This window comes from Epilithonimonas sp. UC225_85 (assembly GCF_042695135.1).
GTDB lineage: Bacteria > Bacteroidota > Bacteroidia > Flavobacteriales > Weeksellaceae > Epilithonimonas.
The window spans coordinates 2,409,460-2,423,376 of sequence record NZ_CP170547.1 but is presented as its reverse complement, the minus strand read 5'-3'; the positions used below and the strand labels follow the sequence as shown (position 1 = coordinate 2,423,376).

Sequence of the window (13,917 nt, the reverse complement as noted above, 5' to 3'; positions counted from 1 at the left end):
TGATTATGATTAAGAAAACAGTTTTAAAATATACTTTAAATATTGGGTTGATGCTTACAGGATTATCGCTGTCTGCCCAAAATCCGATCATTCAGACCAAATTTACAGCTGATCCTGCGCCAATGGTTTACAAGGATACCGTTTTTCTGTACACCAGTCACGACGAAGATGATGCGTTCGGATTCAAAATGAAAGACTGGCTTTTGTACACTTCGACTGATATGGTCAACTGGACAGACCACGGTGTTGTGGCTTCCTTAAAAGATTTCAAGTGGACCGACCCGGAAAACGGAGCGTGGGCTCCACAAGTCATAGAAAGAAACGGTAAGTTTTATATGTATTGCCCGATGCCGGGACAAAGAGGAATCGGTGTTTTGGTGGCAGACAGTCCGTATGGTCCATTCAAAGACCCAATTGGAAAACCGTTGGTTAAAAATTCAGGCGACGATATCGATCCGACTGTTCTCATTGATGATGACGGACAGGCTTATTTATATTGGGGAAATCCCAATCTTTGGTATGTAAAGCTTAATAAAGATATGATTTCTGTGGATGGACCAGTAATAAAAGATCCTTCGATTGCCAAAGTCAAAGGTTCGCCAGATCCGTTTCATTATCAGGAAGGACCTTGGGCGTGGAAAAGGAACGGCAATTATTATATGGCGTATGCCTCAACGTGCTGTCCGGAAGGGATTGGCTATGCGATGGGCAAGTCGGCAACCGGTCCTTGGGAATACAAAGGAATGATTATGGACAGTGACAAACGCTCCAATGGAAATCATCCCGGAATCATTGATTATAAAGGAAAATCTTACGTTTTCGGTTTCAATTACAATTTGGGAAAACAAACAATAAGTAAACATTATGAGCGCCGCTCCATTTGTGTGAGTGAACTGATTTATAATGCAGATGGAACCATTCAAAAACTACCGTTTTGGAATCCGGAAGGCGTGAAAAGAATAGCAACGCTGAATCCATATGAAAAAGTAGAAGCTGAAACGATTGCGTGTAGTGAAGGCTTGAAAACAGAAAAAATGACCGAGTGGGAAAGAAATAATCCTTACGACACAGGCAAAAAAATTACTGACCGAATGGTGGTTTCATCGATTAACAATGGCGATTATCTCAAAGTTCAGGGCGTTGATTTTTCTAAAGGAACAAAATTTCTAGAAGTATCAGTAGCTTCAATAAATGGCGGAACTATCGAAATCCATACCGATGCGGTGGACGGACCACTATTAGGAACCGTTCAGGTAACCGGAAAGGCGGAAGGCGACGTTTTTAAAACTATTAAATCTCCTGTAAAAAATATTAAAGGCGTCCACGATTTATATTTTGTATCCAAAGGAAGTAAAGACCTTTTCTACTTTGACTGGTGGAAATTTAGTTTAAATTAAAAGTAATTAAACATTTCATTTAAATTTAAAAATGTACAGATTTAAACTCTTTATTCTAAGTTTTGTCATAACCGGATGTTGTCTGAATGCCCAGAATATAGTTTGGCTCGATGAGCTCGATTTCAGTGTTTCCACGCAAGGTCACGGCAAACCGGGCATCAATACGTCTGTTGACGGAAAACCTTTGACGATTGCGGGAGAAATTTTCAAAAGAGGTTTCGGAACACACGCCGAAAGTTCTTTGTTAATTAAATTGGATGGTAAAGCAAAGAATTTTACAGCGTTGGTAGGACTTGATGATGAGATTAAAGACCAGACTCCGGCAGTTGAGTTTGAAATTTATGGCGATAATAAAAAACTTTGGTCAAGCGGAATTATGCATCTTGGTGATAAAGCAAAGCCTGTATCGGTTTCATTAGAAGGTATTAATCAACTTGAGTTGGTTGTGACCGACGGCGGAAATGGTCCTTACTACGACCACGCCGATTGGGTCAATGCAAAATTTGAAACGACAGGAGTGAATATCTTAAAAACATTCAATCCAATTTCATCAGAAGAATATATTTTAACGCCAAAATCTCGTGCAACACCACGAATCAATTCAGCAACAGTTTTCGGCATTCGTCCCGGCTCTCCGTTTTTGTTCAGGATTCCTGCAACAGGAGAAAGACCAATGACATTTTCTGTAAAAGACCTCCCGAAAGGATTAAAATTAGATTCAAAAACGGGAATTATCACAGGGAAATTGGATAAAAGAGGAACTTATGAAGTGGACTTAATGGCTCAAAATGCAAAAGGAAAAACTTCAAAAAAATTAAAAATTAATTGCGGAGACAGGATTGCCCTTACACCAACGATGGGCTGGAACAGTTGGAATTGTTTTGGGCTCGAAGTCTCTGCCGATAAGGTGAAACGTGCCGCCGATGCCTTGGTAAAAAGCGGTCTGGCAGACCACGGCTGGAGCTACATCAATATCGATGATTCGTGGCAGTACAACCGCGATTCTAAAGACCATCCCAAAATGCGTGATGAAAAAGGATTTATCATTCCCAATTCCAAATTTCCGGATATGAAAGGTCTTGCCGATTATGTACATCAAAACGGATTGAAGATGGGGATTTATTCATCGCCCGGTCCGTGGACTTGTGGCGGCTGTGCCGGAAGTTACGGCTACGAAAAACAAGATGCCGAAAGCTACACACAATGGGGCATCGATTATTTGAAATACGACTGGTGCAGTTATGGTGGCGTGATAGACGGTCTGCCGGAAAATGATCCTTTCAAAGTTCCTTCTCTTGCATTTCAGGACGGAGGCGACCCGGAGAAAGGAACAAAACCTTTCAAAGTAATGGGAGACTTGCTACGCGAGCAGCCACGGGACATTGTTTATAATCTTTGTCAGTACGGTATGGGAGATGTCTGGAAATGGGGCGATAAAGTTGATGCACAGTCTTGGAGAACCACCAATGATATTACTGATACCTGGGCAAGCGTCAAAAGCATTGCGTTGGCGCAGGACAAAGCCGCTCCGTTTGCAAAACCAGGCAATTGGAATGATGCAGATATGCTTGTCGTAGGTGAAGTAGGTTGGGGAAATCCGCACAAAAGCCGCCTGAAACCTGACGAGCAATATCTCCACATCAGCCTTTGGAGCATATTTTCTGCGCCTTTGCTGATTGGTTGTGATTTGGAAAAACTGGACGATTTTACCTTAAATCTTTTAACGAATGATGAGGTAATTGCCGTGAATCAGGATGCATTGGGAAAACAAGGGACTTGTCTTCAAACCATTGGAGATCTGCGCATCTATGTAAAAGAATTGGAAGACGGAAGCAGAGCAGTTGCTTTTACAAATTTCGGGAGAGAAAAAGTGAAGATGTCCTATAAAGATTTTTCTAAACTTGGAATAGCCGGAAAACAAACTATTCGTGATCTCTGGAGACAAAAAGATTTGAAAAAATTAAATACGACGAGTGAATCTCTGTCATTGGATATCTCGGCACACGGAGTGGCTTATTATAAGTTTAACGGAATTAAATAATACAATATTCTAAAGTATTTTAATATGACCTGGAAAACCTTAATCTACCTTTTTATTCTGTTTCCTTTAATGGGGAATGGACAAACTTATATCAGTCATACCATCAATCAAGATGGAGTGGTTGTGCGGCTGTCAGAAGGTGTTTTGAGAATAAATCCGGTTCATAAAAATGCGGTCAGAGTCCAATGGATAAAAAATTTGCAGCCAGAAGAGCGTGAGTTTGTTTTAGTCAACAGGCAGGAAATACCAAAATTTAAATGTTCGGAGAATAAAGATTTTTTAAAGCTTAAATCAGGAAACGTTACCGTTTTGCTCGATAAAAAAAATTCAAGGCTCACTTTTCTTGATAAAAAAAGAAAAGTTTTGCTGTCTGAAGCAATAAACAGCCGCAAATTAACGGACAATACTATTTCTTCCGAACCTTGCTACATCGCAGAACAAGGCTTTGAAACAACACCTGATGAATATCTTTTTGGGTTAGGACAGTTTCAGGACGGGCACTATAATTTGAAAAATATCAGCAGAAAACTGATTCAGGTCAATAGCCAGATTGCGTTGCCTTTTCTTTATTCTTCAAAAGGATACGGTATTTTGTGGCATCAGTACGGCTTATCGTGGTTCAATCCGGTGGACAATAATATCGTGCTTTCTAAAGATTCATCTTCCAAAGGAGAAGAAAAAGAAGTGACCACGACCAGCGGAACTGTGAAGGTTTCCCAACAGCAGGCTTCATACAAAGGTAAATTATCTTTAGACAAAGATTCAGAATATACGTTTATGCTCGATTTAGGCGATATGGATAACCGGCATTTATTGATAATTGACGGAAAACCAGTCATTGACCAGTCCAATCTGTGGTTGCCTCCTGCTGTAAGCACAAAAATTCTTTTGAAAGCTGGGGAACATCAAATACAAGTTGTTTGTAAAGCCACCAACACGCCAACTTTGAAATGGAGCGAAGCAAATAATGTCACGACTTTCCGTTCGCCAAACAGCAAAGCTTTGGATTATGTTTTTTTTGCAGGCAATGATACGGATGAAGTGATAGAAGCTTACAGAGAACTTTCGGGTAAAGTTCCGATGCTTCCGAAATGGGCCTTTGGATATTGGCAATGCCGGGAACGATATACTTCGTCTTCGCATCTTGTTGAGACCGTGAAAGAATTTAGAAAAAGAAAATTGCCGATGGATGTGATTGTTCAGGATTGGCAGTATTGGGGGAAATATGGATGGGGCGTTCCAAAATTTGATGAACAGAATTATCCTGATCCGGAACAGTTCATTAAAGAATTACATCAGTTAAATTCAAAATTCTCCGTATCCGTTTGGGAAAATTTAGATAAAAAATCAGTTGTAGCAAAAGATTATCAAGGTCTTTACATTCCGGACAGTCCTTGGATTGATATTTATAATCCGAAAACCCAAAATGTTCATTGGAATGCTTTAAATGATAACCTTTTTAAATATGGTGTTGATTCCTGGTGGATGGATGCCACTGAACCGGAAAATGATGCATTGGCGGGCAAAAAAACGTATTTTGGAGCTGGTGAATTTTACAGATTGACCTATCCTTTGTTCGTAAGCCAAGCGGTTTATGACGGACAAAGGAAAACAAATCCTGATAAAAGAGTAGTGATATTAACGCGGTCTGCATTCCCAGGTCAGCAACGTTACGGGACTATCAATTGGTCGGGAGACATCGGCTGGGATTGGGATACCTACAAAAGGCAGATTGTTGCCGGACTCAATTATTCTTTGACCGGAATGCCGTATTGGACAACCGATATCGGTGGCTTTTTCCGTCCAGGCTCTTCTCAGTATACAGACCCAAAATACCACGACATTTTGATGCGCTGGTTTCAATGGGGTGTATTTTGTCCGATTTTCAGGACGCACGGCTATCAGTCTGAAACTGAACCCTGGAAATATGGCGATAAGGTAGAAGGAGAAATGCGTGAATTAATCAATCTACGATATCAGTTGTTGCCTTATATCTACAGTCAGTCGTGGGAAATATCTCACAATAATTCTACGATAATGCGTCCGATGGTGATGGATTTCAAAGATGATTCGGAGGCTCTAAAACAGGCTTATCAGTATATGTTTGGAAAATCTATATTGGTTTCTCCTGTGACAATGCCAGAAGCGAAAGAGTGGAAGGTATATCTTCCCAAAGCAACTTCGTGGTACGACTTCTGGACGGATAAAAGCTATGATGGCGGACAAAGTATAAATGATGATGCTTCTGGAAATAAAATCCCTTTGTTCATTAAATCAGGATCTATTATTCCTTTCGGACCGATAATGCAATATTCTTCTGAAAAATCAAATGAAATAATGACAATTAAAGTTTATTCAGGCAAAAACGGTTTTTTTGAACTTTACGAAGATGAGGGCGATAACTACAATTATGAAAAAGGAAATTACAGCATAATTCCATTTACCTGGAATGAAAAAAATAAAACCTTGAAGATTGGTTTACGTAAGGGATTTTTTAAAGGAATTACAGAAAAAAGAACTTTCAATATCAGTGTAATAGGATTGAATGGTAAAACAATAAACAGGACGATTCTTTATGATGGTCGTTCTGTAAAGTCAGAATTTTAATCAAAATAAAATCTAACTATGAAAAAAGTAAAAATAATAATAACCGGTCTGGCTTTGTGCAGTTTAAGTACGACTATTTTTGCCCAGAATCCGGTGATCCAGACTCATTTTTCACCAGATCCGGCACCAATGGTTTATAAAGATAAAATGTACATTTACACAGGAGACGACATTCCGGGATATGATTTTTATTATATGACAAAATGGAGAGTACATTCATCCGAAGATATGGTGAACTGGACAGACCACGGCGTTCCTATTTCATTGGAATCTTTCAGTTGGGCTCGTGATAGGGCTTGGGCGGCGCAATGTGTACAAAAAGACGGCAAATTTTACTGGTACATCTGTGCTCAAACGGTAAATAATGATATGGCAATCGGAGTTGCTGTTTCGGATAGTCCGATTGGACCATTCAAGGATGCTCTTGGAAAACCGCTGATTACAACAGGAAGCTGGGATAATATAGACCCTACGGTTTTCATAGATGAAGATGGGCAGGCTTATCTCTATTGGGGAAACGGTCATCTTTTCTATGTGAAGCTTAATAAAGATATGGTTTCGTATGAAGGGAAAATTAGTGAAATTCCGCAGTCGGTGGAATCTTTTGGCGGACTCAGACGTCCGGGAAAAAGTGATGAGGTTTTGCAAAAGCAAGAGAAATTTGAGGATGTTTTTGTGGAAGGACCTTGGTTTTATAAACGAAACAAACAATATTATATGATGTACGCAGGAATGACCGGACGTACAGAATGTCTGTCCTATGCGACCAGTCAGTCACCGATAGGACCGTGGAAATATAAGGGCAAAATAATGACCGATCAGCCTACTAACAGTTTTACCAATCACGGTGGAATTATTGATTTTAAAGGAAAATCTTATCTGTTCTATCATACAGGATTGTTACCGGGTGCGGGAAGTTATGGAAGATCAACAGCGATTGAAGAATTCAAATATAATCCGGACGGTAGCATTCCGAAAATCACAATGACTAAAGAAGGTGTAAATCCCTTAGCAACGGTAAATCCTTATAAAAGAAATGAAGCAGAAATGATGGCTTGGTCAGAAAAATGCAAAACCGCCGAAAATAAAAAAATAGGAGTGTATGTAACTGAAACCCGAGTAAACGGATTTATTAAAGTTCGAGCCGTAGATTTCGGAACTCAGGGAGTTTCTGCGTTTTCAGCTTCAATAGCTGCCGGACTTGATGGAGGAATTCTGGAAGTCCGTTTGGACAGTGTAACGGGAACAAAATTAGCACAAATTGAAGTGCCTAGAACAGGAGGCTGGGATGTTTGGAAAACACTAAATGCGAAGATTTCTGAATCCGTTTCAGGCGTTCACGATGTATATTTTGTGTTTCAGGGAAAAAATATCACAGCGGGTCGCGAGCTTTTTAATTTCGATTACTGGAGCTTTCAGAAAAAATAATGTTGAATGTTAATTGAGTTAAAAAATGAAAAATAATAAAATAAAATCTGCATTAAGTGCTCTGTTTATAGGATGTGTAGGAGTTTTATCCGCACAGAATCCCATAATTCAGACTGCATTTACAGCTGATCCTGCTCCGATGGTGTTCAATGACCGTTTGTATGTTTACACCAGTCACGACGAAGACGATTCTACGTGGTTTACGATGAACAATTGGAAACTATTTTCCACTAACGATATGGTCAACTGGACAGATCACGGCGTAATACTTTCCTACAACGATTTCGATTGGGCAAAGCGTGATGCTTGGGCAGCACAATGCATCGAAAGAAACGGAAAATTCTTTATGTACGTTCCGATGATTTCCAAAACCAATAACAAGGGTGCAATTGGAGTCGCAGTTGCCGACAGTCCGTTCGGTCCATTTCACGATCCGCTTGGAAAACCACTTGTTCAGAGTGAATGGGGAGACATTGACCCGACGGTTTTCATTGATGATGATGGTCAGGCACATCTCTATTGGGGGAATCCGAAGCTTAAATATGTAAAGCTGAACGAGGATATGATTTCCTATTCTGGCGATATTGTTGAAGTTCCGATGACAGAAGAATCTTTTGGAAAGCGGGAAGGCAATCCTGAAAGACCAACAAAATACGAAGAAGGTCCGTGGTTGTACAAACGGAAAAATCTCTATTATCTTTTCTGGCCGGGCGGTGCATTACCTGAATTTATCGGCTATTCCACCAGCAAAAGTCCGCAAGGTCCGTGGAAATACGGCGGAATTATAATGCCTGCAGAAGGAAAATCTTTTACTAATCATCCCGGCGTGGTTGATTTCAGAGGGAAAACCTACTTTTTTTATCACAATGGTGCATTGCCGGGCGGAAGTGGATTCACACGTTCAGTAAGCGTTCAGGAATTAGAATTTAATAAAGATGGCTCTATTTCACCTTTCAAAATGACCAATGGTATTATGAAAGCTATTGCAACCGTTAATCCTTACGCATTCAATCAGGCTGAAATGATTTCCTGGTCGGAAAATGTAAAATCTTATCAAAATAAAGTTGCGGGAGTTTTCATTAAAGCAAAGAAAAACGGAGCCTACACAAGCGTAAAAAATGTTGATTTTGGAAAAGATGGTGCAACAAATTTTTCTGCAAGAGTAGGAACCACGCATAACGGCGGAGTTACAATGGATGTTCATTTGGACAGTTTAGACGGACCGATTGCAGGAACTATAAAAGTCCCGATGACTGGAGGAGATGACCGCTTTGAAACGGTTAAAATCAATTTATCTAATTCGATTAAAGGCGTTCATAATCTGTATTTCGTGTTCAATGGCAAAGCGGAAAAAGATATTATGTTCTTTGATTATTGGACGTTTTCAAAATAAATCAGAATGAAAAAATTTACACTTATATTTCTATCATTAATAAGCTTCTGTTTTGTATCTGAAGTTAAAGCACAAGTTGCCGAAGTTTCCAGTCCGGACGGAAAGCTGAAGCTGAATGTATTCTCACAAGAGGGAAAAGCATTATATTCCGTGACTTTTGAGGGGAAAACGATGCTTGAAAAATCTCCGTTGGGTTTAATCACCAATGAATCGGATTTTTCTAAGAATTTAAAATTCATCGATAGTAAAAAGGATTTCGTTTCCAAAAAATACAGCAACGAGAAAATCAAAAAATTGGAAGTTGAATACAAAGCCAATACACTGACTACCAATTTTATCAATGCAGACCAATTCAATATTGGGATTGAATTTCAGGTAAGTAACAATAATATTGCTTTTCGATACGACATTCCGCCAATGAAAGACCGTCTCAGCGTTGTTGTGCAATCGGAAGTAACAGGATATCGATTTCCTTCACAGACCACGACATTTCTCTCACCAATGATGAAGCCGATGACCTGTTTCGCACGCACAGCACCAAGCTACGAAAGTGGGTATAAAGCCGATGCAGAATTAGGAACAAAAGCCGATTATGGTTATGTTTTCCCAGGGCTTTTTCATATCGGAAATGAGGGCTGGATTTTACTTTCAGAAACCGGCGTTAGTAGTTTGTATTGTGCTTCTCATCTTGACACCACTTCAGATAAAAATATTTACCGGGTTGCTTATCCGAATATGTCTGAAAACAATGGTTTCGGAAGTTCGGGAGCAGCACTTTCCCTGCCGGGAAAAACACCGTGGAGAACCATTACGATTGGTGATTCCTTGAAACCAATTGTGGAAACGACGATTCCTTTTGATGTGGTAGAACCGCTTTATGAGCCTTTACAAAAATATCAGTTCGGGAAATCTACCTGGAGCTGGATTCTATGGCAGGATAACAGTATGAATTATGATGACCAAAGTCTGTTTATTGATTTGGCATCAAAACTTGGTTATGAATTCATTTTAATGGATGCGCTTTGGGATAAAAATATTGGCAAAGAAAGAATGAAAGAACTCGTTCAATACGCAAAATCCAAGAATGTGGATGTTATGCTTTGGTACAACTCCAATGGAGCTGCCAATGATGCACCGATGGGACCGAGAAACAAGATGAGTACTTCTGTAGAACGTAAAAAAGAGATGAAGTGGCTGAAAGAAATCGGTGTAAAAGGTCTGAAAGTCGATTTTTTTGGCGGAGACAAACAGGAAACAATGCGTCTGTATGAAGATATTTTGTCGGATGCCAATGATTTTGGTTTGACCATTATTTTCCACGGAGCCACTTTGCCGAGAGGCTGGGAAGTAATGTACCCGAATTATGCAGGAAGTGAAGCTGTTTTAGCCTCGGAAATGCTTTATTTTTCAGAGGATGTCCGTAAGCAGGAAGCGTTCTTCGCAACCTTACATCCTTTCATCAGAAATACGGTTGGAAGTATGGAATTTGGCGGAACTTTTCTCAATAAATTTTTAACTAAATCCAATAAAGACAAAAATAAAAGACATACCACAGACGGATTTCAGTTAGCCACAGCTGTTCTTTTTCAGAATCCTGTTCAGATGTTTGCGGTAATGCCCAATAATCTGACCGATGCTCCAAAATTTCAGCTTGATTTTATGAAAGAAGTGCCCACACTTTGGGACGAAACGGTTTTCATCGATGGCTATCCCGGAAAATATTCGGTCATTGCAAGAAGACATCAGGACAAATGGTATGTAGTAGGCGTGAATGCTGAAAAAACTTCAAAAAAACTTAAACTTAATCTTCCAATGTTGGTAGACAAAAATATTGAACTCATCAATGATGATAAAACCGAAAAAACCTTTACAAAATCAATTTCCATCAATAAAAAAGGAGAGTTTGAAATTGAAATTCAGCCGAATGGCGGATTTGTATTGAAGAATTAGTGCAGGAATAATTTGGGCAGCTAATCCACCTTCCACTCCCAATCTTTTTGTTTTTGAGAAAAACAAAAAGGATTTCCGCTCAAGTCGGGCTGCGTATGATTCGCAACCGATAAGTATTAAACTAAACCTTATAGGTTTTTAAAACCTATAAGGTTTCTATCCAATCAAATTAAAATATAGATTATGAACAGATTACCAATACTATTTCTCATTGTTTTATTGTTTGGTGCTTGTTTAAATGTACAGGCAACAGAACCATTTATCACAACGAAAAAAAGCGATGATGCTATTCTACTGAAAGATAAATCAGTCAAAATTTCATTATTTACAAACAATAATATTGATGCAGGAATATTAAGAGCTGTCAAAAATCTCCAAACAGATTTCCAGAAAGTCACAGGTGAGCAACCAACGATTTTGAATCAGATTTCAGGAATGAATGCTCCTTTAATCATCATCGGAACTGTCGGAACAAATTCTGTGATTGATGATTTAATTAAACAAAAAAAGATTGATGGAAAATCTTTAATCGGAAAACGTGAAAAATACATCATCCAAAATATCAGCAATCCTTTTCCCGGCGTTTCCGAAGCGATTGTGATTGCAGGAAGCGACAAACGTGGAACGATTTACGGGATTTATGAAGTTTCTCAGCAGATTGGTGTTTCGCCCTGGCATTATTGGGCAGATGTTCCGGTAGAAAAGAAAGAGAATTTGTATTTCAAAAAAGGAATTTATACCGATGGAGAACCTGCTGTAGAATACCGAGGAATTTTTCTGAATGATGAAGAGCCTTCGCTTGGCGGTTGGGCAAGAGCAACTTTCGGAGGAATCAATTCAAAATTTTACGAAAAGGTTTTTGAACTGCTTCTTCGCTCCAAAGCCAATTACCTTTGGCCTGCGATGTGGGGAAAAGCTTTTTACGATGATGATGCGTTGAGCGGACCTTTAGCAAATGAAATGGGAATCGTAATGGGAACTTCGCACCACGAACCGATGGCTCAGGCACAGACCGATTGGCATCGGTACATCAAAAGAAATAACCTGCCGAACGTTTGGGATTATTCTAAAAATGCTAAGGTGTTGCAGGAATTTTGGAAAGCCGGACTAGTGAGAAGCAAAAACTGGGAAAAACTTGTCACAGTCGGAATGCGTGGCGATGGTGATGAGGCGATGGGAGAAGGAACTAATATTTCTTTGCTTGAAAATATTGTAAAAGACCAGCGTAAAATCATACAGAATGTTACAGGTAAAAATCCGGATAAAACGCCGCAGGTTTGGGCGTTGTATAAAGAAGTTCAGGATTATTATGACAAAGGAATGAGAGTTCCGGATGATGTGATTCTATTATTTTGTGATGACAATTGGGGTAATGTAAGAAAACTTCCGGACCTTTCAAAACCTTTGCATAAAGGCGGTTACGGAATGTATTATCACTTCGATTATGTAGGTGGACCGAGGAATTCTAAGTGGATTAACATCAATCCGATACAACGGGTTTGGGAGCAGATGAATCTTTCTTATGAGCATAAAGTAGATAAAGTTTGGGTCGTGAATGTTGGTGATTTGAAACCAATGGAATTCCCAATCAGCTTTTTCTTAGAAATGGCATGGAATCCGAAACAATTTAATTCAAAAAATCTTTTGGAATACACTGAAAAATGGTCTGCACAGCAATTTGGCGAAAAACATTCAAAGGAAATTGCCAGAATGATTAATCTCTATGCCAAATACAACCGCAGAGTAACTCCGGAAACACTTGACAGCAAAACATTTAGTCTTGAAAATTATAATGAATTTGAAACAGTTTTGAATGATTACAGAGCTTTGGCAGTAGATGCTTTACGTTTGAAAGATCAGATCCCGGCAGAATATCAGGATGCGTATTATCAACTGGTCTTATATCCTATTGATGCGTGCAGCAATTTGTACGAAATGTATTATGCTGTTGCGAAAAATAGGGAATTGGCTGCCAAATATGATTTAAAAGCAAATTATTACGCTGATAAAGTAAAAGAATATTTTGATAGAAATGCATATTTGGACAATCAATACAACAATGTGATTGCCGGTGGAAAGTGGCAACATATGATGGATCAAATGCGAATAGGTTACAAAAGTTGGAATGATTCAAAAGAAAACATTATGCCTCAGGTGACTTACGTTTATGATGATAATGCTGCAAAAGACAAAGTATTTCAGGAGAAAAACGGTTACGTTTCCATTGAAGCGGAAAATTTTGCAAGAATGAATAATTCTGACCGAATCCATTGGGAAGTGATTCCTGATTTCGGGAAAACAAAATCGGGAATTACCACATTTCCTCAAAACGCTTATCCAAAAACTGATGAAAATATCTACCTAGAATATGATATTAATTTCGAGTCAAAGGGAGAATTTGAGGTTCAGCTTTTACTGGCTCCGACTTTAAATTTTAATCATAACAAAGGATTACGTTATGAAATTTCCTTTGACGGTGGCACACCACAGACTATTAATTTCAATGGTCATTACAAAGGTGAATTGGGAAGATGGCAGTCGGAACATATCATTAAATCAATCACAAAACATCAGATTTCAGAACCTGGAAAGCATACACTCTGTTTCAAAGTGTTAGAACCGGGAATTGTACTGGAAAAGATTCTGATTAATACTGGAGGTCTTAAACCAAGTTATTTGGGCGCACCCGAAAGTCAGTATTTAGAAAAGTAGATAGGTTGCTTTAGCGAGAAATTTGTTTTAAACCAGCCCTTTCAGAGTTAGATTCTGAAAGGGTTTTTATCTTAATTTCAATAAAATTTATCCTTTGATTTCCTTAAAAAATATAGCTGATTTTTTACCAGTTGACTAAGAACAAAAACCAGTTATTGAACGAAAAATTAATTGATTTAGTAAATTTTAATTCTTAGGAACAAATTGCGGAACTATCAATTATTTTTTTTAGCCATTTATCAATTAAAATCAATAGTAAAATTCTGTATTATTTAATATTTATAATTTTTTTTCAATATAGTGAATAAGACGCTTATCATAATTATCAATGTCTAATGACTGATAGATATAAGTGTGATCTATTTAAATTTCCTTTCAAACACCTAATT

The 13,917-nt window shown here is 38.7% G+C and carries 7 protein-coding genes; all 7 read left to right on the top strand.

Annotation, left to right across the window (positions count from 1 at the left end; translation table 11 throughout):
* The first annotated feature begins 5 nt into the window (after nucleotides 1–5).
* The 7 genes from ACFJGY_RS11105 (at nucleotide 6) to ACFJGY_RS11075 (ending at nucleotide 13,528) form a co-directional block, all read left to right on the top strand.
* Nucleotides 6–1,397: a glycoside hydrolase family 43 protein gene (locus ACFJGY_RS11105; RefSeq protein ID WP_379963870.1), complete on the top strand. Its 1,392-nt coding sequence runs from the start codon at nucleotides 6–8 to the stop codon at nucleotides 1,395–1,397.
* A 31-nt stretch (nucleotides 1,398–1,428) separates the two neighbouring features.
* Nucleotides 1,429–3,438: an NPCBM/NEW2 domain-containing protein gene (locus tag ACFJGY_RS11100; protein ID WP_379963868.1), complete on the top strand. Its 2,010-nt coding sequence runs from the start codon at nucleotides 1,429–1,431 to the stop codon at nucleotides 3,436–3,438.
* A 24-nt stretch (nucleotides 3,439–3,462) separates the two neighbouring features.
* Nucleotides 3,463–6,045 (top strand): TIM-barrel domain-containing protein, encoded by a 2,583-nt coding sequence (locus ACFJGY_RS11095; RefSeq protein ID WP_379963866.1) that lies wholly within the window; start codon nucleotides 3,463–3,465, stop codon nucleotides 6,043–6,045.
* Between the two features lie 18 nt (nucleotides 6,046–6,063).
* Entirely contained in the window at nucleotides 6,064–7,473 is a 1,410-nt protein-coding gene (locus tag ACFJGY_RS11090; RefSeq protein WP_379963864.1) for a glycoside hydrolase family 43 protein, read from the top strand.
* A gap of 25 nt (nucleotides 7,474–7,498) precedes the next feature.
* Nucleotides 7,499–8,866 carry a glycoside hydrolase family 43 protein gene (locus tag ACFJGY_RS11085; RefSeq protein WP_379963862.1) on the top strand — a complete coding sequence of 456 codons (1,368 nt, stop codon included), beginning with the start codon at nucleotides 7,499–7,501 and terminating at the stop codon, nucleotides 8,864–8,866.
* 6 nt (nucleotides 8,867–8,872) lie between these two features.
* A complete protein-coding gene (locus ACFJGY_RS11080) occupies nucleotides 8,873–10,816 on the top strand; it encodes a glycoside hydrolase family 97 catalytic domain-containing protein (protein WP_379963860.1) in 1,944 nt (647 codons plus the stop codon).
* 183 nt (nucleotides 10,817–10,999) lie between these two features.
* Nucleotides 11,000–13,528 (top strand): glycosyl hydrolase 115 family protein, encoded by a 2,529-nt coding sequence (locus ACFJGY_RS11075; RefSeq protein ID WP_379963858.1) that lies wholly within the window; start codon nucleotides 11,000–11,002, stop codon nucleotides 13,526–13,528.
* Nucleotides 13,529–13,917: the final 389 nt, after the last annotated feature.

Coding starts and splice junctions, on each gene's coding strand:
- ACFJGY_RS11075 (WP_379963858.1), top strand. CDS start 11,000: ATGAACAGATTACCAATACTATTTCTCATTGTTTTATTGTTTGGTGCT.
- ACFJGY_RS11100 (WP_379963868.1), top strand. CDS start 1,429: ATGTACAGATTTAAACTCTTTATTCTAAGTTTTGTCATAACCGGATGT.
- ACFJGY_RS11085 (WP_379963862.1), top strand. CDS start 7,499: ATGAAAAATAATAAAATAAAATCTGCATTAAGTGCTCTGTTTATAGGA.
- ACFJGY_RS11105 (WP_379963870.1), top strand. CDS start 6: ATGATTAAGAAAACAGTTTTAAAATATACTTTAAATATTGGGTTGATG.
- ACFJGY_RS11080 (WP_379963860.1), top strand. CDS start 8,873: ATGAAAAAATTTACACTTATATTTCTATCATTAATAAGCTTCTGTTTT.
- ACFJGY_RS11090 (WP_379963864.1), top strand. CDS start 6,064: ATGAAAAAAGTAAAAATAATAATAACCGGTCTGGCTTTGTGCAGTTTA.
- ACFJGY_RS11095 (WP_379963866.1), top strand. CDS start 3,463: ATGACCTGGAAAACCTTAATCTACCTTTTTATTCTGTTTCCTTTAATG.